The sequence below is a fragment of the Serratia sp. CY47444 genome, assembly GCF_052168635.1.
Classification (GTDB): Bacteria; Pseudomonadota; Gammaproteobacteria; order Enterobacterales; family Enterobacteriaceae; genus Serratia; species Serratia bockelmannii.
Map to the genome: position 1 here is coordinate 37,281 of NZ_JBJNMH010000002.1, position 19,671 is coordinate 56,951.

Genomic DNA, 19,671 nt, shown 5'->3' on the forward strand with positions numbered 1-19,671 from the left:
ACGCTGCGCCATCCCGGGTTGATAAGCAGGGGTTTATGCTGGAATTACAGCACCATGCGAACAATTTCAATGTTGCCTAACTCTTCGTACAGGGTTTCGACCTGCTCGATGTGAGTGGCATTGATGGTGATGGAGACGGAGTGGTAGTTGCCTTTGCTGCTTGGCTTGACCTGCGGGTTGTAATCGCCCGGCGCATGGCGCTGCACCACTTCAACTACCTGGTCAACCAGCTCAGGCTGCGCCAGGCCCATCACCTTGTAGGTAAACGAGCAAGGGAATTCGAGCAGTTCGTTCAGTTTAGTTTTTTGCATGTGCGTGCGCTCCAGAGTGCTAGCTAATCTATAAATTATAACTCCCGCCGGGGCGGGAGTTAATGTTATTCAGTATATGGGGGCAATTTCGCCCGTTTCAACCATTAACCGAACCAGTGGTGGAACATCAGTTTGATGTAGTCCACGATGCGGCTGAAGAAACCGCCTTCTTTCACTTCGTTCATCACCACCAGCGGGCGCTGATCGATGGTTTTGCCGTCCAGCTGGAAGTTGATGCTGCCCACCACCTGGTTTTTCGCCAGCGGCGCGTGAATTTCCGGCGTGTTCAGCACGTAGCTGGCCTTCAGATCTTTCATGCGGCCGCGCGGAATGGTCAGGTAGACGTCTTTGTCCACGCCGAGCTCAACGCGGTCGGCATCGCCGAACCAGACAGGCTCGGAGGCGAACTCTTTACCGACTTTCAGCGGCGCCACGGTTTCGAAGAAGCGGAAGCCCCAGGTCAGCAGTTTCTTGCTTTCGGCTTCACGGCCTTTGTAGGTGCGGCCGCCCATCACGGCGGAGATCAGGCGCATTTGGCCTTCGGTCGCCGAAGCCACCAGGTTGTAACCCGCCGCGTCGGTATGGCCGGTTTTGATGCCGTCGACGTTCAGGCTGTTATCCCACAGCAGACCGTTGCGGTTCATCTGGCGGATATTGTTGAAGGTGAACTCTTTTTCTTTGTAGATCGCGTACTCTTCCGGCACGTCGCGGATCAGCGCCTGGCCGATCAGCGCCATGTCGCGCGCCGAACTGTACTGGCCCTGGGCATCCAGGCCGTGTACCGTCTGGAAGTGAGTGTTCTGCAGGCCCAGCTTGCTGACGTAGGTGTTCATCAGGTTAACGAACGCGTCCTGGCTGCCGGCGACGTAGTCGGCCATCGCCACGCAGGCGTCGTTACCGGACTGCAGGTTGATGCCGCGGGTCAGTTTGGAGACCGGCACGCGATCGCCCGGCTTCAGGAACATCAGCGAGGAGCCTTTGAACACCGGGTTGCCGGTCGCCCAGGCGTCCTGGCCGACGGTCACCAGATCGTCCTGGCCGATTTTACCCGCTTTCAGCGCCTGGCCGATGACGTAGCTGGTCATCATTTTGGTCAGGCTGGCCGGATCGCGACGCGCATCGGCGTTCATCTCGGCCAGCACCTTGCCGGAGTTGTAATCAATCAGGATGTACGCTTCCGCATCGATCTGCGGGACACCTGGGATCATGGTTTTGATGTTAACGTCATCGGCGTGCGCAACGGAGGCTGCGCTCATTGCGATAACGGTGCCGAGGGCGATGCTTTTGATTAAGCGAAAAGAAGTTACTTGTTTCATGATCGGGACTACAACATCCGTGAAAGTAAAGTTAAAAAACGAGCCACACTATAGCAGATGCGATCCCGGCAGGCATTACCCATTCATCTGACTAATTGCGGTTAGTGCCCTTTTAGCTGCAAGAAAATGTTTCAGCTAAATAACCGCTTATCGGCCGTGAATGCCCACCGGGCTTAATGCTCAGGGTGCAGCAGTAACGAAAGACTGTTGTTGCGCTTCGCTCGCCAGGCGTTGCTGCAGCTGGGCCGCCTGCTGACGGCTGCTGAACGGGCCGAGCTGGACGCGATAAACGTTGCCGTTGGCCGCCACTTTGCCCGGGACGCCAAACTGTTGGCTCAGGCTTTGCTGCCAGCTCTGGGCACGCTCGGCGCTGCTCAGCGCACCGACCTGCACCACGTAACCGCCGGAGGACGAAGCGGCAGCCATGCCGGCAGCTGCGGCGCTGGCCGCGACCGGTGCAGCCACCGCGGCGGCTTCAGGCTCCGAACCTTCCAGCACGCCGGCCGGCAATGCGCTTGGCGCGCCGAGGAAACCGCTGCGGCCGCTACCGGCGTTGCCGCCGGTTGCTGGGGTGTTGTCGTCGTCGGTGCGCAGGGTGCTGTTATCGATCGGGCGCACCGCCGCGCCGCTGGCGACCGGCACGTCCTGTTGGATGGGGGTGCCCATGCCGCTGGCGCCGAGATCCGGGCGCGACGGCAGGGCGTAGCTCTGCTTCGCCACGATGGTACCGATGGTGCCTGGGCCGCTCAGCGTGCCGTCCGGCGCCACATTGATGAAATCGACTTTGACCTTGGTGTTGTTGGACAGGTTGAGGCGATCGGCGGCGGCTTTCGACAGATCGATGATGCGGCCCTTGGTGTATGGCCCGCGATCGTTGACGCGCACCACCAGCTGACGGCCGTTGGCCAGGTTGGTGACGCGCACATAGCTTGGGATCGGTAAGGTCGGGTGCGCCGCAGTCAGACCGTTGGGGTCGAACTGCTCGCCCAGCGCCGTGGTGTTGCCGTTGGCTTCTTCGCCATACCAGGCCGCCAGGCCGGTCTGCGAGAAGTTCTGCGGATCTTTTACGATGCGGTAAGTATCGCCATTAACCTTATAATCCTGCATGTTGTTAGGGTTATAGGGTTCATATTGAGGCTCGACGCCACCGATCTCCACCACCGGGCCGTTGTACGGCTGCTGTGGTGCCTGCTGTTCCGTGGTCGGGGCGGTACAGGCGGAGAGCAACACCGCCGCGACGCCGATCCAAAGCCATTCCTTACGCATTACTCACCTCTTATAAACTTTTAGACAGCATTTTCCGATGCGTGTGGATCGACATGATGATGCCGAAACCGGCCATCAACACTATCAGCGCCGAACCCCCGTAACTGACCAGAGGCAAAGGTACGCCAACTACCGGCAAAATGCCACTGACCATACCGATGTTAACAAAGACATAAACGAACAAAATCAGCATCAAGCCGCCGACCATCACGCGGCCGAAGGTAGTTTGTGCCTTGGCCGCGATCATCAGCCCGCGAATGATCACCAGCAGGTAAAGCGCCAGCAGCACCAACACCCCGATCAGCCCCAGCTCTTCGGCCAACACGGCGAAGATAAAGTCGGTATGGCGTTCCGGCAGGAACTCCAGCTGCGACTGGGTGCCGTGCAGCCAGCCCTTGCCGGACAGGCCGCCGGAGCCGATGGCGATCTTGGATTGAATGATATGGTAGCCGGCGCCGAGCGGGTCGCTCTCCGGATCGAGCAGCATCATCACGCGGTCGCGTTGATAGCCATGCATCAGGAAGAACCACAGCACCGGGATAAAGGCCGCCAGCGCAACGGCGGCGACGGCGATCAGTTTCCAGCTCATGCCCGACAGGAACAGCACGAACAGGCCGGAGGCGGCGATCAGGATCGAGGTGCCCAGATCCGGCTGCGCGGCCACCAGCAGCGTTGGCAGGAAGATCAGCACCAGCGCGATGGCGGTGTTTTTCAGCGAAGGCGGGCAGACATCGCGGTTCATAAAGCGCGCCACCATCAGCGGCACGGCGATCTTGGCGATCTCCGACGGCTGGAAGCGCACCACGCCGAGATCCAGCCAGCGCTGCGCGCCTTTACTGATCTGCCCGAAGGCGTCCACCAGGATCAGCAAAATCACGCAGAAGATGTACAGATAGGGTGCCCAGCTTTCGTACACGCGCGGCGGGATTTGCGCCATGACGGCCATCACGATCAGCCCCATGACGATCTGCCCGATCTTGCGTTCCATCATGCCGATGTCCTGGCCGCTGGCGCTCCACATCACGAAGGCGCTGTAGACCAGCAGGGCCAGGATCAGCAGCAGGAACGTCGGGTCGATGTGGATTTTGGTCCAGATCGAGCCTTTTTGTTGGCTTTCAGTCATGTTCTACCTTAGTCACCTTCTACGCCAGGCGGCAGCGGCGCTTCGCTTGGCAATTGCGTATTGTTGTCGCCCAGCAGAATATGGTCGAGGATCTGGCGGGTGATGGTGCCCACCGCCGGACCGGCGCCGCCGTTTTCCAGAATGATGGCGACCGACACCGTCGGATTGTTGAACGGCGCGAAGGCGGTCATCAGTTTATGATCGCGCAGGTGCTCCGCCAGTTTGTGGGCGTTGTAGGTTTCGTAGCCGAATACCTGTGCGGTACCCGATTTCGCCGCGGCTTTATAAGGTGCGTCCGCAAAGTATTTGCGCGCCGTCCCGTTCGGACGGTTGGCCACACCGTACATGCCGTCTTTGGCGATTTCCCAGAAGCCGGAGTGAATATCGCCGATCTGCGTGTCTTCTTCCTGTTTAAACGGCACCAGCGCGCCGTTGACGCGGGTGCTCTGCAGCAGGTGCGGCGTTTTGACGTTGCCGTCGTTGATCAGGGTGTTCAGCGCTTTGGACATCTGGATCGGCGTGGCGGTCCAGTAACCCTGGCCGATGCCCACCGGAATGGTGTCGCCCTGATACCACGGCTTTTTATAGCGCTTCAGCTTCCACTCGCGCGTCGGCATCAGGCCGGAGCGCTCTTCGGACAGATCGATGCCGGTGTACTGGCCGTAACCGAATTTGGTCAGCCAGGTCGACAGCCGATCGATCCCCATGTCATAGGCGACCTGATAGAAATAGGTATCTGCGGACTCTTCCAGCGCCTTGGTGACGTTCAGGCGGCCGTGGCCCCATTTTTTCCAGTCGCGGAAGCGTTTTTCCGAGCCGGGCAGTTGCCACCAACCGGGATCGAATACCACGGTGTTTTTGGTGATCACTCCGGCGCTCAGCGCCGACACCGCGATGTAAGGCTTCACCGTTGATGCAGGCGGATAGACCCCCTGCGTGGCGCGGTTGATCAGCGGGCGATTCGGATCGTTCAGCAGCCCCTGATAGTCCTTGCTGGAAATACCGTCGACGAACAGGTTCGGATCGTAGCTCGGGTTGGACACCATCGCCAGGATGGCGCCGGTACGCGGATCGCTCACTACCACTGCGGCACGGCTGCCGACCAGCAGCTGCTCGATATAGCGCTGCAGGTCAAGATCGAGCGTCAGATAAACGTCCTGACCGGCGGAGGGCGGCTGCTCGTGCAATTGGCGGATCACCCGGCCGCGGTTGTTGACCTCGACCTCTTCATAGCCGGTTTTGCCGTGCAGCGTGTCTTCGTAATAGCGTTCGATGCCCAGCTTGCCGATATCGTGGGTGGCGGCGTAGTTGGCCAGCTTGCCGTCTTTATCCAGGCGTTCGACGTCGCGGTCGTTGATCTTCGACACATAGCCGGTGACGTGGGTGAGGGCGGAACCATAGGGGTAGTAGCGGCGCTGGTAGCCTTTTACTTCCACGCCGGGGAAGCGGAACTGATTGACCGCAAAGCGGGCGACCTGCACCTCGGTTAGCGCGGTTTTCACCGGAATGGAGACGAAACGACGCGAACGCTTGCGCTCTTTTTCGAAATTGGTGATGTCGTCGTCGGTCAGATCGACCACCGTGCGCAGCGCCTGCAGCGTGGCTTTGAGATCGTCAACCTTCTCCGGCATCAGCTCCAGCTGATAAATGGTGCGGTTGAGTGCCAGCGGGGTGCCGTTGCGATCGTAGATAATGCCGCGGCTGGGCGCGATGGGCACCAGCTTGATGCGGTTTTCGTTGGAGCGGGTGCGGTAATCCTCGACGCGGACCACTTGCAGATTATACAGGTTGGCGATCAGGATGCCGGACAGCACCAGGATGACCAGGAACGCCACCAGGGCGCGGCGTACAAACAGGGCGGATTCAGCCGTATAGTCGCGAAAAGGGTTACGTTCTATTTTCATCCCGCTGCTTTATTTCACTCTGTCACGGTCACCACCGGCTATTCCCGGTGGTAAGGATGATTTGTTGTAATACTCCAGGCGCGGTAGAGGCTTTCGGCCACCAGGACGCGCACCAAAGGATGCGGCAGCGTCAACGGAGAAAGCGACCAGCTCTGCTCGGCAGCGGCTTTGCAGGCGGGCGCCAGCCCTTCCGGGCCGCCGATCAGCAAGCTGACGTTGCGGCCATCCTGCTTCCAGCGCTCAAGCTGCTGCGCCAGCTGCGGCGTTTCCCACGGCGTGCCTGGGATATCCAGCGTAACGATGCGGTTGCCTTTGCCCACCGCCGCCAGCATCTGTTCGCCTTCCTTGTCCAGAATGCGTTTGATGTCGGCGTTTTTGCCGCGTTTGCCCGCCGGGATCTCGGTCAGCTCAAACGGCATATCTTTGGGAAAGCGGTGCAGGTAATCCATAAAGCCGGTTTGCACCCAGTCTGGCATTTTGGTGCCGACCGCCACCAATTGCAGTTTCACCGCTTAGCTCCAGAGTTTTTCCAGCTCGTACAGGCGACGGCTCTCTTCCTGCATCACGTGCACGATCACTTCGCCCAGATCGACCACGATCCAGTCGGAGGCTTCCTGGCCTTTCATGCCAAACAGCTCCATGCCCACGGCGCGGGATTCCTGTACCACGTGGTTGGCGATCGACATCACGTGGCGAGTCGACGTGCCGGTGCAGATGATCATGCAATCGGTGATGCTGGATTTGCCCTGTACGTCCAGAGCGATAATGTCTTGGCCTTTCAGGTCATCGATTTTATCGATGACGAAATCTTGGAGCGCTTTACCTTGCAAAGGTTCCCCCTCGGGTGTGTTCTGTTCAGTCGACTGCAGCGGGCAACATGCGCACGCTGCGGCGTAACCGGATAATGGTTTCGGCAGGCTGCCGCTGAAAGCCAGCTAACTGGTGACTGCCCGGCCAGCTAAGGTTTCCGGGGTTTTCAGCGGATACCTGAAAAATAGCGGCGCAGTATATCACGCACCTTTCGCTAGCGATATAAACCCTGCAACTCGATATAGCGCTGCACCGGGCGCGGCAGCAGGTCGTCGCAGTTGAGGCCCTGATGGCGGCGCTGGCGGATCTCGGTGGCGGAAATTTCCAGCTCCGGCGTATCGGCCAGATAGATATGGCCGTGCGGGCGGCGGCTGAGCAGCGCCGGATCGGCGGTGCGATGACGTTCCAGCCACTGCTGCAGTTCCGGTGTGTCCATGCGATCGTTATAGCCCGGGCGCGCCAGCACCAGCAGGTGGCAGACGTCCAACAGCGCCTGCCAGCGATGCCATTTATGCAATGTCAGCAGCGAGTCCTGGCCAATAATAAACGCCAGTGGCTGGGCGGCGCCACGCTCTTTACGAATCGTTTCCAACGTCTCGATGGTGTAGGAGGGGGTGGTGCGGTGCAGTTCGCGATCGTCGACCGCAAACAGCGGGTTGCCGGCGATCGCCAGCTCGACCATCTTCAGGCGTTGCTGCGCATTGGCCTCCGGCTGCGGGCGGTGCGGCGGCACGTGGTTAGGCAGCAGCGTGACGCGATTCAGGCCCACTTCGGCGGCCAACGCCTCCACCGGCCGCAGGTGGCCATAGTGGATCGGATCAAAGGTGCCGCCGAACAGCGCGTGCAAAACGGTGGGGTGTTCCGGATTAGTGGGCATCGGTAAAACTCGTGGCCAGGGGTTTGCCGCACAGCAGCATCGACAGGGTTTCCAGTTCCGGCCAGACCGACTGGCCATAGTCCTGCTTGAGGGTCAGCTCGATTTGCGTCAGCAGCTGTACCGCTTGCTGCAGCTGGGGACCGGACAGGCGTTGCAGCGCCTGGGTCACCAGCGGGCGGCGGTTCTGCCAAACCTTGTGCTGATCGAACAGCGTGCGCAGCGGCGCGGACGCCATGCGGCGCTGCAGCGTCAGCAACAGCAGCAGTTCGCGCTGTAAGGTGCGCAGCAGGATCACCGGCTCCACGTCCTCTTGCTGCAGCTGCTGCAAGATATGCCAGGCGCGCTTGCTTTTGCCGGCCAGCAGGGCATCCAGCCAGTGGAACGGCGTGAAGTGGGCGGCGTCGTTCACCGCCTGTTCGACGCGCGGCAGCGTGAGTTTGCCGTCCGGGTGCAGCAGCGACAGCCGCTCCAGCGCCTGCGACAGCGCCAGCAGGTTGCCTTCGTAGCAGTAGCACAACAGCTGATTGGCGACGTCGTCCAATTCCAGCTTCATCGCCTTGGCGCGCGTGGCGACCCAGCGCGGCAGCTGTGCCTGTTCCGGCGTCTGGCAACTGACGAGGGCGCCGTGCGGGCTGAGCGCCTTGAACCAGGCGCTGTTTTCCTGCGCTTTGGTGAGGCGCGGGCCGCGCAGGATCAGCAGAATATCCTCGTGCAGCAGCGTGGCAAGCTTGGTCAGCTGTTCGCCGATCGGCGCCGTCGGGCCGTTTTCCGGGAAGATCAGCAGCAGCGTCTGGCGGCTGGCGAACAGGCTCATTGCCTGGCAGATGCCGAAGATGGCGTCCCAGTCGGTATGGGCGTCGAGGGAAATGCTGTAGTGCTCGCTGAACTGCTGCTGTTGCGCAGCCTGCCGGAGCAGATCCTGGCTTTCCTGCAGCAGCAGCGGTTCATTGCCGCTCAATAAATAACAAGCGCGCAGCCCCTCTCGGAGCTGCGCGGCAAGTTGTTCCGGATAAATGCGGATCATTGTGCGGTTTGGCTTGCCGCTCGTTCGCCGACGGCAGCGGCTTTCTGCCGGTTTTCTTCTTCCGCCGCGTGCACGGTCAGCAGTTTGCGCACCAGCTGTTGCGCCGCCTGCTCACGCATTTCCTGGCGAATGATCTCCTGCTCGGAGTCTTTGGCCAGCGCGGTCAGCGGGTTGTCGAAGAACGAACGGAACACTTTCACCGACAGCGGATACAGGTCGTGGCCCGGGAGCAGCACCTGCGCCTGCACGGTCAGCACCAGCTGGTACTCGGCGGTTTTACCGTCCTGGAAGATCGAGGCGGTATCCTGGCTTTCTGTCGCGCCGAGGATGCGCAGGGAAGGCACGTCTTTACGCTTCGGATCGCTGACGATGGTCACGGCGTTCAGACGCAACTGCTCACGCACCGCGCGCGTCAACGGACCATAAGGGTCGGCGCTGTCCAGGATCAGCGTTTTCATTTCATTAGGCACCTGCGTGGTGCCACGCAGGTGAAAACCGCAGCCGGCGGTGACCAGCACCGCCAACCCCAGCAACAGCGTCAGAATACGTTGTCGCACAACTCCTCCTTGTGTTAACCCACAACCAGGTTAAGCAGTTTGCCCGGAACGTAGATCACTTTGCGAATCGTGACGCCGTCCAGATATTTAGCCACCAGATGCTCTTCGGCAGCGCGCGCGCGCACTTGCTCTTCGGTCGCATCGGCAGATACGGTGATTTTAGCGCGAACCTTGCCGTTCACCTGCACCACCACCAGCTTGGAGTCCTCGACCATCGCCTGTTCGTCGGCAACCGGCCATGGCGCGGTGTCCACGTCGCCTTCGCCGCCCAGCGACTGCCACAGGGTGAAGCACACGTGCGGGGTGAACGGATACAGCATGCGAACCACGGCCAGCAGCGCTTCCTGCAGCAGCGCGCGATCCTGCTCGCTCTCCTGCGGCGCGCGGGCCAGCTTGTTCATCAGCTCCATCACGGCGGCGATCGCGGTGTTGAAGGTCTGACGGCGGCCGACATCGTCGGTCACTTTGGCGATGGTTTTGTGCAGATCGCGGCGCAGCGCTTTCTGATCTTCGTTCAGCGCCGCCACGTCCAGCGGCTGTACCGCGCCTTTTGCCACGTGATCGTAGGCCAGTTTCCACACGCGTTTCAGGAAGCGGTTAGCCCCTTCCACGCCGGACTCCTGCCACTCCAGCGTCATTTCTGCCGGTGAAGCGAACATCATGAACAGACGCACGGTGTCCGCGCCGTATTTTTCCACCATTTCCTGTGGGTCGATGCCGTTGTTCTTCGACTTCGACATTTTGCTCATGCCAGCATAGACCAGTTCACGACCTTGCGGATCGGTGGCCTTGATGATGCGGCCCTTGTCGTCGCGCTCGACCGTGGCGTCAACCGGAGATACCCAGACGCGCTCGCCGCTGTTGCCGGTGTAGTAGAAGGCGTCGGCCAGCACCATGCCCTGACACAGCAGGCGCTTGGCCGGCTCGTCGGAATCCACCAGGCCCGCATCGCGCATCAGCTTGTGGAAGAAGCGGAAGTACATCAGGTGCATGATGGCGTGTTCGATACCGCCGATATATTGATCGACCGGCAGCCAGTAGTTGGCGGCGGCCGGATCCAGCATGCCCTGGTCGTACTGCGGGCAGGTATAGCGCGCGTAGTACCAGGAAGACTCCATAAAGGTGTCGAAGGTGTCGGTTTCACGCAGCGCCGGCTGGCCGTCAACGGTGGTCTTCGCCCACTCAGGGTCGGCCTTGATCGGGCTGGTGATGCCGTCCATGACCACGTCTTCCGGCAGGATCACCGGCAGCTGGTCTTCCGGCGTCGGCATCACGGTGCCGTCTTCCAGCGTCACCATCGGGATTGGCGCACCCCAGTAACGCTGACGGGAGACGCCCCAGTCGCGCAGACGGTAGTTGACCTTACGCTGGCCTACGCCCTTGGCGACCAGTTTGTCGGCGATGGCGTTGAAGCCCGCTTCATTGTCCAGACCGTCGAACTCGCCGGAGTTGAACAGCGCGCCTTTGTCGGTCATCGCTTCGGCGCTCACGTCAGGTTGGCTGCCGTCGAGGTTCAGGATCACCGGTTTGATCGGTAAATCGTATTTGGTGGCGAATTCCCAGTCGCGCTGGTCGTGCGCCGGTACCGCCATCACGGCGCCGGTGCCGTATTCCATCAACACGAAGTTGGCGACCCACACCGGCAGCTTCTCGCCGCTCAGCGGGTGGACAACGAACAGGCCGGTTGGCATGCCTTTCTTCTCCATCGTCGCCATTTCGGCTTCGGCCACTTTGGTGTTGCGGCATTCGTCGATGAAGTCGGTCAGCGCCGGGTTGTTGCGCGCGCCCTGTTGCGCCAGCGGGTGACCCGCGGCGACCGCCACGTAGGTGGCGCCCATGAAGGTGTCGGGACGGGTGGTATAAACCGTCAGCTTCTCTTCGCTGTCCGCCACGTCGAAGGTGATTTCCACGCCTTCGGAGCGGCCAATCCAGTTGCGCTGCATGGTTTTCACCTGCTCCGGCCAGCTTTCAAGCGTGTCCAGATCGTTCAGCAGCTGATCGGCGTAGGCGGTGATTTTGATGAACCACTGCGGGATCTCTTTACGCTCGACCTTGGTGTCGCAGCGCCAGCAGCAGCCGTCGATAACCTGTTCGTTGGCCAGCACGGTCAGATCGTGCGGGCACCAGTTCACCGCCGAGGTCTTCTTGTAGACCAGGCCTTTTTCATACAGCTTGGTGAAGAACCACTGTTCCCAGCGGTAGTATTCCGGCTGGCAGGTGGCGATTTCGCGATCCCAGTCGTAGCCGAAGCCCAGCAGTTTCAGCTGGTTCTTCATGTATTCGATGTTGTCGTAGGTCCACGGGGCCGGTGCGGTGTTGTTTTTCACCGCCGCACCTTCCGCCGGCAGGCCGAACGCATCCCAGCCGATCGGCTGCAGTACGTTTTTGCCCAGCATGCGCTGATAGCGCGAGATCACGTCGCCGATAGTGTAGTTACGAACGTGGCCCATGTGCAGTCGGCCGGACGGGTAAGGCAGCATGGATAGGCAGTAGTACTTTTCCTTGCTGTCGTCTTCGGTAACTTTGAAAGTCTGCTTCTCTTGCCAGTGAAGCTGTACGTTCGATTCTATGTCTTCTGGACGGTATTGCTCTTGCATGGCGGCCGGTGGTCCTGTAGGTGTAAACCGTTGCCTCGGTCAGAGGCAACGCAATGAACATTTAGTATTCGTAGATCCGCATAGCATAGCTGATAAGACCTCCCGGCAACAACTCCAAGCGCCTGACTCGGCGCATTTAAAAAAAACGCCGCCATGACGCGGCTCACAACCTGCGGATCCCGCGTCTTGCCAAGTGACATCAGTCATTTACGGCTAAAATAAGAACAAGTAGCTTAGGGGTATCCCTACAGCCAAGCCCGGCGCAGCGTTTATCGAGGAGAGTCTATGAACAAGGTTGCTCAGTATTACCGCGAATTGGTGGCATCACTGACCGAACGCCTGAAAAACGGTGAACGCGATATCGACGAACTGGTGGCCAGCGCGGAGCGGCGGTTGAACGAGGCCGAAGATCTGACCCGCGACGAGGTGCGGCAGGTGACGCAGGCGGTGCGGCGCGATCTGGAAGAGTTCGCCCGCAGCTATCAGGAAAGCCGGGACGAGTTTACCGACAGCGTGTTTATGCGGGTGATCAAAGAGAGCCTGTGGCAGGAACTGGCGGATATCACCGACAAAACCCAGCTGGAGTGGCGTGAAGTGTTCAAGGATGTCAGCCATCACGGCGTTTATCACAGCGGTGAAGTGGTGGGGTTGGGCAATCTGGTGTGCGAGCAGTGTCACTACCATCTGGCGTTTTACACGCCGGAGGTGCTGCCGCTTTGCCCGAAATGCGGTCACGACCAGTTCCAGCGTCGGCCGTTTGAGCCTTGATGACGTTCCCCGCCAGGGCGGGGAACACTAAGGCCGGCGTTTAACGGAACAGTTTCTTCAGCAAGTTGCTCAGGAAACCGCCGCTGACGGCTGCTGGGGCGGCTTGCGCCTGCGCCGGTGCGCTGGCCGGTACGGCGACGCCGGCCGGGATTTTCTGCGCGACCGCGACGCGGCTGTCCTGGGCGGCTTTCTCCGCCGCTTCCGGGCCGTAGGCGAAGCCCTCCGCCAGCACGAATTCAACGTCGGTGATGCCGATAAAGCCCAGGAACAGCTTCACGTACGGCGTGATCAGATCCGTCGGCGTGTCGGCGTGGATGCCGCCGCGGCTGGAGATGACGATCGCTTTCTTGCCCGTCACCAGCCCTTCGGCACCGGCGGAGGTGTAGCGGAACGTCTGACCGGCGCGGGCGATCAGATCGAAGTAGATTTTCAGCTGCGTCGGGATGTTGAAGTTGTACATCGGGGCGCTGATGATCAGCGTGTCGTGCGACTTCAGCTCGGCAATCAGCTCATCGGAAAGCGCCAGGGTGCTCTGCTGATGCGGCGTCAGCGGGTTGTCGCCGGCGGTAAAGCCAGCCATCACTTCGCCATCCAGCTCCGGCAGCGTTGGGTTAGCCAAGTCGCGCACGGTGAACGTGTCTTCTGGGTGAGCTTCACGCCATTGTTCAACAAAAAAATCGACTAATTTTCCAGACTGGGAATATTCACCCAGAATACTTGATTTCAGGACCAGTACGCGGCTCATTGGCTTATCTCCAGGCGAAGTTTAATCGGTGACGATGTCAGTCGGTGTAAACGCATGGTAGAGGCAAGCCATCAACAGTGATAGCGCAAAAATTCGCTGAGTTAAATCAAAAAAGTTGAAGGAGGGGCGCGAGCGCGCCCCGATGGGATCAATAACGCGCCAGGCGCTCGGCCAGCAGATCGATAAAACCCTCGCGGTTGATGCCGGTCAGCACTTCCACGTTGGCCGCGTTGCCGGTTTGCTGGAAATAGTCCACCACCGTCATGCCGACGGTGTATTCCCCTTTGGTCTCCACACCGACCCAGCGTTCTACGCCGGTGAACAGCTGCGGCGCCAGCAGCCAGGCGATGGTGCAGGGATCGTGCATCGCAGCGCCGGGCAGGCCGCGCGGATGGCTGAGGTACAGCGGCAGGTAAAAATCGAGCATCTCCGCGACCGCCTGCGCGACCGGATTGTCTATCTGGCGAATGCGCTCGATATCCTGCGGCAACACCAGCGCTTGATGGGTGACGTTCAGCCCGGCCATGGTCAGCGGCACCCCGGATTTCAGCACCATTTCGGCGGCTTCGGGATCGACGAAGATGTTGAACTCCGCGACAGGCGTAGTATTGCCGGCGTTCATACCGCCGCCCATGAATACGATGCGTTCGATATGGCTTTTCAGCTCGGCATGCTGGGCCAGCAGCAGGGCGATATTGGTCATCGGGCCGGTCACCACCAGGGTTATCGGCTGCGGGCTGGCGCGCAGCAAGTCGGCGATCAGCTCGACGGCGCCGCGGGGATCGGGTTTGATTGTCGGCGTCGGCAGGTGGGTGTTGCCCATGCCGGTTTTGCCGTGGACATAGTCGGCGATCACCAGTTCGCGCATCAGCGGGCCGCTGGCGCCGGCGGCGACCGGGATGTCCTCGCGCTGCATCAGGGTCAACAGGCCCAACGCGTTATGCAGGGTTTTTTCCGGCGTCTGGTTGCCGGCGGAGGTGGTGATGGCTTTGATGTCCAGTTCTGACGAACGCAGCGCCATAGCCAGCGCGATGGCGTCGTCGAGGCCAGGATCGCAATCGATGATAATAGGGCGGGGCATGTTCTTTCTCCTCTGTTTGTTATCCAGCGAGCATCGGATCAAAACCGGGGAGAAACAAGCGCTTTTAGTGCCGGGGGAAAAGATGCGCCCCTGGCGGGGCGCATAGGCAGAGCGTTTAGTGCAGGATCTTGGCCAGAAAATCCTTGGCGCGATCGGACTCGGGGTTGTTGAAGAAATCGTCTTTGTTGCGGTCTTCGACGATTTTGCCTTCGTCCATAAAGATCACTCGATTCGCCACCTTGCGGGCGAAGCCCATTTCGTGGGTTACCACCATCATGGTCATGCCTTCGTTCGCCAGTTCGACCATCACGTCCAGCACTTCGTTGATCATTTCCGGATCGAGCGCAGAGGTCGGCTCATCGAACAGCATGGCGATAGGATCCATGCACAGCGCACGGGCGATGGCGACGCGCTGCTGCTGGCCGCCGGACAGCTGACCGGGGAACTTGTTGGCATGGGCGGAGAGGCCGACGCGCTCCAGCAGCTTCAGACCCTTCTCGCGTGAGGCGGATTTGTCGCGCTTGAGCACTTTCACCTGCGCCAGCGTCAGGTTGTCGATGATAGACAGGTGCGGGAACAGCTCAAAGTGTTGGAACACCATGCCTACCTTGGCACGCAGCTGCGCCAGGTTGGTTTTCTTGTCGTTGACCGGCGTGCCGTTCACCAGGATATTGCCCTGCTGGATCGGCTCGAGGCCGTTGACGGTTTTGATCAGGGTGGACTTGCCGGAACCTGAAGGACCGCAGACGACGACCACTTCGCCTTTTTTCACTTCGGTGGTGCAATCGGTCAACACCTGAAAGTGACCGTACCACTTAGAAACATTTTTCAGGGATATCATCAAACAGTCCTTTTCTTCAAATAGCTTACCAGCGCCGAGGCGGCGAGGCTGATAACAAAATAGACAAAGCCGGCGAACAGGATCATTTCAACCTGGGTGCCGTCGCGTTCGCCGATGGTCGACGCGGTGCGGAAGAAGTCGGCCAGGCTCAGTACGTAAACCAGCGAGGTATCCTGGAACAGGACGATGCCCTGGGTCAGCAGCAGCGGCACCATGGCGCGGAACGCCTGCGGCAGGATCACCAGCCGCATGGATTGCCAATGGGTCATGCCCAGCGCCAGCGCGGCGGAGGATTGGCCGCGCGAGATGCTGATGATGCCGGCGCGGATGATTTCCGAGTAATAGGCCGCTTCAAACAGGGAAAAGGCTACCATAGCCGAGATCAGGCGAATATCGGTTTTCGGCGATAAGCCTAGAACCTGTTGTAATAAGCTTGGAACCACCAGGTAGAACCACAGCAGCACCATCACCAGCGGCACCGAGCGGAACAGGTTGACGTACAGGGTGGCGAACCAGCTGATCGGTTTGAACGGCGACAGGCGCATCACCGCCAGCACGGTACCCCACAGAATGCCGACCACGATGGCGGTCACGGTGATCTTCAGCGTGATTACCATGCCCTGCAGCAGAAACGGGAAGCTTGGGACGATCGACGCCCAGTCAAATTCGTACATTATTTACTCCCCAGGTTGCCAGGCAACTGCACTTTCTTTTCGACCAGACGCATAAACAGCATGATAACGGCGTTGATGCCGATATAAGCCAGCGTGATGGCGGTAAAGGATTCATAGGCGTGTGCGGAGTAATCCAACAGCTTGCCGGCCTGCGCGGCCATGTCCACCAGCCCGATGGTAGAGGCGATGGCGGAGTTTTTGACCAGGTTGAGCATCTCCGAGGTCATCGGCGGCACGATCACCCGGTAGGCGTTCGGCAGCAACACGTAGCGGTAGGTTTGCGGCAGCGTCAGGCCCATCGCCAGGCCGGCCGCTTTCTGGCCGCGCGGCAGGGACTGGATGGCGGCGCGCACCTGTTCGCAAACGCGGGCGGCGGTAAACAATCCCAGGCAAAGCATGGAAGAGACGAAGAACTGCACGTTGGGATCCAGCTCGCTTTTAAACCAGGTGCCGATATTGGCCGGCAGCAGCTCGGGGATCACCAGATACCAGGTAAAGAATTGCACGATCAGCGGCACGTTGCGGAACAGTTCGACGTAACAGGTGCCGAGGGCGGAAAGAAAGCGGTTGGGTACGGTACGCAAGATACCGAACAGCGAACCGACGAAGAAAGCGATAATCCATGCACAGACGGAGAGGGCCACCGTGACCTGAAAGCCGGACCAGATCCAGCCGAGGTAAGTGGTGTTCCCAAACGGGGCCTGCTGCAGGAAGATACCCCAGTTCCAATCTATTGACATAACAAACTCCGGTAAACGGGCGCAGAGCGCCGAAGATTGATGACTTGATGAGCGCCGATCGCCGCGCGGCCAGTCTGGCTGGCTTATTGTGTGCGGATGTCGGTGATGCGCGTTGGGGAAAATGAGGGAGGGGAACGGCCCCCCTCATACCTGTCTGTCCCAGTCATCAACTGGGCCGGTTTGGCCTGGCGGCCGCCCCGGCTGTCATTCTATTTAGTTCAATGCCTTGTCGTTAGGTTCTTTGAACAGCTGCTTCATGTCGTCCGACAGTTCGAAGTTCATGTTGAGGTTTTTCGGTGGAATCGGCTGCTTGAACCATTTATCAAACCACTTGGCCGCTTCGCCGGAGGTTTGCGCCTGGGCGATGGTGTCATCGACCAGTTTCTTGAACGCAGGATCGTCTTTACGCAGCATGCAGCCGTAGGCTTCTTTCGACTGCGGTGTGCCGATGATTTCCCACTGATCCGGCTTCTTGGCCTTGGCGCGCTCGCCCGCCAGCAGGGCGTCGTCCATCATAAAGGCCACCGCGCGGCCGCTTTCCAGAGTGCGGAAGGAGTCGCCGTGGTCTTTGGCGCTGATGATGCGCATGTTCATCTTGCCGCTGTCGTTCAGCTTGTTCAGCAGCACTTCAGAGGTGGTGCCGGAGGTGACCACCACCGGTTTGCCGGCCAGGTCTTTAAAGTCTTTGATGTCGGAGCCTTTTTTCACCAGCAAGCGGGTGCCGACCACGAAAATGGTGTCGGAGAAGGCGGCCTGTTTCTGGCGCTCGAGGTTATTGGTGGTGGAGCCGCACTCGAAATCATAGGTGCCGTTTTGCAGCAGCGGGATGCGGTTCTGCGAGGTAATCGGCAGCATTTTCACCTGCAGATTCGGTGCATTCAGCTTTTTCTTAACGGCTTCAACGATTTGGTTGGAGTAGTCCTGAGAGTAGCCCACAACTTTTTGTTGGTTGTCGTAGTAGGAGAACGGCACTGACGATTCGCGGTGGCCGACAACGATCACGCCATTGTCTTTGATTTTTTTCAGCGTACCGGTCAGGTCTTCCGCGTGCGCCACGCTACCTGCCGCACCGAGCAGCAGTAACGATAACGCCAATTTACGCATTTGCATGGTCCAACTCCTTTACTGTTGTTGTGGCTCTGACTAAAGAGCGTCAGGTTAAATCGACTGTTTATTGCTCAAGTTATAAAGATAGTCTTATGAACTGAACGCTGTTAAAAAATAACCGATTGTGAACACCTTGAAACTAAAATGTTTCATTTTTTGAGACGCCGCGCGCACCAAATCAATGCAACAAAACGTCGGCGCACCCGTGCGGTGCGTTCAATGCACCCAAAATGTGCGCAGGTGCGACAAAACGTCAGCAAAAGTAAACCGGCGCGCGATGTCGCCATAGATAAAAGCAAGGAGTGTGCCAGCCGCGTTGATTTAACGGCGTTTTCTGACTGAGGGAAGATTTGACGGGAAAGCGGGGCGCAGCGGGTGCGCCCCGACGAAGAGGGCTATTTGCGGCGCAGGCCCAACATCAGCGCCCAGCCGCCCAGCAACAGGGTCATCACCCACAGCGGCGTGGCGCCGAAGCGCGCATAAGGCGTGAGGCCGGTGGTCGGCGTGACTTTCACTTCGAGTACCTGACGGGTGAACTGCGGGATCTCGGCGATCACCTCGCCATTCGCGTCCACCGCGGCGGTGACGCCGTTATTGGTGCTGCGCAGCAGCGGTCGGCCGAGCTCCAGCGCCCGCATGCGTGCCATCTGGAAGTGCTGCCACGGGCCGATGGAGTGGCCGAACCAGGCATCGTTGGAGATGGTCAGCAGGAAGTTGGTGTCCGGGCGGAAGTTATCGCGCACCTGCTGGCCCAACACGATTTCGTAGCAGATGGCCGCCGTCAGGTTGTAGCCGCGTACGCTGAGCTGCGGTTGTACGTAGTCGCCGCGGCTGAAGGAGGACATCGGCAGGTCGAAGAACGGCGCCAGGGGCCGCAGCAGCGTCTCGAGCGGCACGAACTCGCCGAACGGTACCAGGTGGTGCTTGTTGTAGCGATCGTTGGCCGGGTAACTGTACGGCGTCGGTTCACCGAGCACGATGGCACTGTTGTAGATTTGCTGGCCCTGCGGCGTGGCACGCACGTCGACGATGCCGGTGATCAGGCTGCTGTTCTTCGCCCGCATCAGGTCGTCCATCATCGTCAGGAAGCCGTTCTGATTGGCTTCATAATCCGGAATGGCGGATTCCGGCCAGATGACGATCGGCGCCTTGCCCATGTAGGGACGGGTTTCGTCCAGATAGGTTTGCAGCGTGCTGACCAGCGCTTTCGGATCCCATTTCATCGATTGAGCGATGTTGCCTTGCACCATGGCGACGTTCACCGCTTTCTCCGGCTGCGGGGTAAACCACTGCAGCTGGCGCAGCGGCCACGGCAACAGCAGCAGCGCGGCGGCAATCACGGCTGCCGAGAGACGGCGCTGATTGACGGCGTACACCAGCAGGCCGGCGATGGCCATCAGCACAAAGGTGATGGCGTCGACGCCCAGCAGCGGCGCGATGCCCTTCAGCGGGCCGTTGATCTGGCTATAGCCGAACTGCAGCCACGGGAAGCCGGTCAGCACCCAGCCGCGCAGGAATTCGGTCACCTGCCACAGCACCGGCGCGGCGATGGCCAGCCGCCACCAGCGGGTGGCCGGCCACAGGCGCGTCAGCAGCCCGGCGAACAGCCCGGTATACAGCGACAGGTAAGCGGCGAGCAGCGCCACCAGGAAGATGTTGACGGCGAAGGGCATGCCGCCGAAATCGGCGATGCTGACATACACCCAGTTGATCCCGCTGCCGAACAACCCGAAGCCCCAGACAAAGCCGAGCAGGGCAGACTGTTTGGTGGTGCGATTGAGGGTAACGGCCAGCAGGCCGAACAGGGAGACGATGGCCGCGGGCCAGAAATCGTAGGGCGAGAACGCCAGCGTCCCGCCGGCACCTGACAACAGCGCCAGCAGGGCGCGAATCCACTGGCGTTCAAGTAATGAGGCTTTAGCCATGTTGG

At 59.9% G+C, this 19,671-nt stretch carries 19 protein-coding genes; 1 reads left to right on the forward strand and 18 read right to left on the reverse strand.

Annotated features, from left to right (window positions below; genetic code table 11):
* Positions 1-44 precede the first annotated feature (44 nt).
* The 11 genes from ybeD to leuS form a co-directional block, all read right to left on the reverse strand.
* The gene (ybeD, locus tag ACJ8IL_RS04305; RefSeq protein WP_004940012.1) at positions 45-311 is read right to left on the reverse strand and encodes a DUF493 family protein YbeD; all 267 of its coding nucleotides are present in this window, start codon (positions 309-311) and stop codon (positions 45-47) included.
* A 104-nt stretch (positions 312-415) separates the two neighbouring features.
* On the reverse strand, positions 416-1,627 hold the full coding sequence (gene dacA / locus ACJ8IL_RS04310) for a D-alanyl-D-alanine carboxypeptidase DacA (protein WP_004940010.1): 1,212 nt from the start codon (positions 1,625-1,627) through the stop codon (positions 416-418).
* A gap of 180 nt (positions 1,628-1,807) precedes the next feature.
* A complete protein-coding gene (rlpA, locus tag ACJ8IL_RS04315) occupies positions 1,808-2,893 on the reverse strand; it encodes an endolytic peptidoglycan transglycosylase RlpA (RefSeq protein WP_197835336.1) in 1,086 nt (361 codons plus the stop codon).
* A 10-nt stretch (positions 2,894-2,903) separates the two neighbouring features.
* On the reverse strand, positions 2,904-4,016 hold the full coding sequence (mrdB, locus tag ACJ8IL_RS04320) for a peptidoglycan glycosyltransferase MrdB (RefSeq protein ID WP_004940006.1): 1,113 nt from the start codon (positions 4,014-4,016) through the stop codon (positions 2,904-2,906).
* 8 nt (positions 4,017-4,024) lie between these two features.
* The gene (mrdA, locus tag ACJ8IL_RS04325) at positions 4,025-5,920 is read right to left on the reverse strand and encodes a peptidoglycan DD-transpeptidase MrdA (RefSeq protein ID WP_141970421.1); all 1,896 of its coding nucleotides are present in this window, start codon (positions 5,918-5,920) and stop codon (positions 4,025-4,027) included.
* A gap of 38 nt (positions 5,921-5,958) precedes the next feature.
* The gene (gene rlmH, locus ACJ8IL_RS04330; protein WP_004940002.1) at positions 5,959-6,429 is read right to left on the reverse strand and encodes a 23S rRNA (pseudouridine(1915)-N(3))-methyltransferase RlmH; all 471 of its coding nucleotides are present in this window, start codon (positions 6,427-6,429) and stop codon (positions 5,959-5,961) included.
* 3 nt (positions 6,430-6,432) lie between these two features.
* Positions 6,433-6,750, reverse strand: a complete 318-nt coding sequence (gene rsfS, locus ACJ8IL_RS04335; RefSeq protein WP_025301839.1) for a ribosome silencing factor — start codon at positions 6,748-6,750, stop codon at positions 6,433-6,435.
* Positions 6,751-6,944: 194 nt separating this feature from the next.
* A complete protein-coding gene (nadD, locus tag ACJ8IL_RS04340; protein WP_015376938.1) occupies positions 6,945-7,607 on the reverse strand; it encodes a nicotinate-nucleotide adenylyltransferase in 663 nt (220 codons plus the stop codon).
* Positions 7,597-8,631: a DNA polymerase III subunit delta gene (gene holA, locus ACJ8IL_RS04345; RefSeq protein ID WP_049206178.1), complete on the reverse strand. Its 1,035-nt coding sequence runs from the start codon at positions 8,629-8,631 to the stop codon at positions 7,597-7,599. The genes nadD and holA overlap by 11 nt, the downstream gene beginning before the upstream one ends.
* Positions 8,628-9,188 (reverse strand): LPS assembly lipoprotein LptE, encoded by a 561-nt coding sequence (lptE, locus tag ACJ8IL_RS04350; protein ID WP_025301842.1) that lies wholly within the window; start codon positions 9,186-9,188, stop codon positions 8,628-8,630. Before lptE ends, holA begins: the two co-directional genes overlap by 4 nt.
* Positions 9,189-9,202: 14 nt before the next feature.
* Positions 9,203-11,785 carry a leucine--tRNA ligase gene (gene leuS / locus ACJ8IL_RS04355; protein ID WP_043135757.1) on the reverse strand — a complete coding sequence of 861 codons (2,583 nt, stop codon included), beginning with the start codon at positions 11,783-11,785 and terminating at the stop codon, positions 9,203-9,205.
* 285 nt (positions 11,786-12,070) lie between these two features.
* Here leuS and ACJ8IL_RS04360 point away from each other — a divergent pair, with 285 nt between their 5' ends.
* Positions 12,071-12,553: a zinc ribbon-containing protein gene (locus tag ACJ8IL_RS04360; RefSeq protein WP_025301844.1), complete on the forward strand. Its 483-nt coding sequence runs from the start codon at positions 12,071-12,073 to the stop codon at positions 12,551-12,553.
* 40 nt (positions 12,554-12,593) lie between these two features.
* On the opposite strand, the gene ACJ8IL_RS04365 is transcribed toward ACJ8IL_RS04360, so the two are convergent.
* The 7 genes from ACJ8IL_RS04365 to lnt all read right to left on the reverse strand — a co-directional run bounded on the left by ACJ8IL_RS04365 (position 12,594) and on the right by lnt (position 19,666).
* Complete coding sequence (locus ACJ8IL_RS04365; protein WP_049206176.1) at positions 12,594-13,298, reverse strand: FMN-dependent NADH-azoreductase; 705 nt, start codon at positions 13,296-13,298, stop codon at positions 12,594-12,596.
* Positions 13,299-13,446: 148 nt separating this feature from the next.
* On the reverse strand, positions 13,447-14,379 hold the full coding sequence (gene rihA, locus ACJ8IL_RS04370; protein WP_025301846.1) for a pyrimidine-specific ribonucleoside hydrolase RihA: 933 nt from the start codon (positions 14,377-14,379) through the stop codon (positions 13,447-13,449).
* Between the two features lie 115 nt (positions 14,380-14,494).
* On the reverse strand, positions 14,495-15,220 hold the full coding sequence (locus tag ACJ8IL_RS04375; protein WP_025301847.1) for an amino acid ABC transporter ATP-binding protein: 726 nt from the start codon (positions 15,218-15,220) through the stop codon (positions 14,495-14,497).
* Positions 15,220-15,894, reverse strand: a complete 675-nt coding sequence (gene gltK, locus ACJ8IL_RS04380; protein ID WP_025301848.1) for a glutamate/aspartate ABC transporter permease GltK — start codon at positions 15,892-15,894, stop codon at positions 15,220-15,222. The genes ACJ8IL_RS04375 and gltK overlap by 1 nt, the downstream gene beginning before the upstream one ends.
* A complete protein-coding gene (locus ACJ8IL_RS04385) occupies positions 15,894-16,634 on the reverse strand; it encodes an amino acid ABC transporter permease (protein ID WP_019454074.1) in 741 nt (246 codons plus the stop codon). Before ACJ8IL_RS04385 ends, gltK begins: the two co-directional genes overlap by 1 nt.
* A 213-nt stretch (positions 16,635-16,847) precedes the next feature.
* Positions 16,848-17,744: an amino acid ABC transporter substrate-binding protein gene (locus tag ACJ8IL_RS04390; RefSeq protein WP_025301849.1), complete on the reverse strand. Its 897-nt coding sequence runs from the start codon at positions 17,742-17,744 to the stop codon at positions 16,848-16,850.
* A gap of 392 nt (positions 17,745-18,136) precedes the next feature.
* Positions 18,137-19,666 carry an apolipoprotein N-acyltransferase gene (gene lnt / locus ACJ8IL_RS04395; protein WP_442516365.1) on the reverse strand — a complete coding sequence of 510 codons (1,530 nt, stop codon included), beginning with the start codon at positions 19,664-19,666 and terminating at the stop codon, positions 18,137-18,139.
* Between the last annotated feature and the right edge of the window lie 5 nt (positions 19,667-19,671).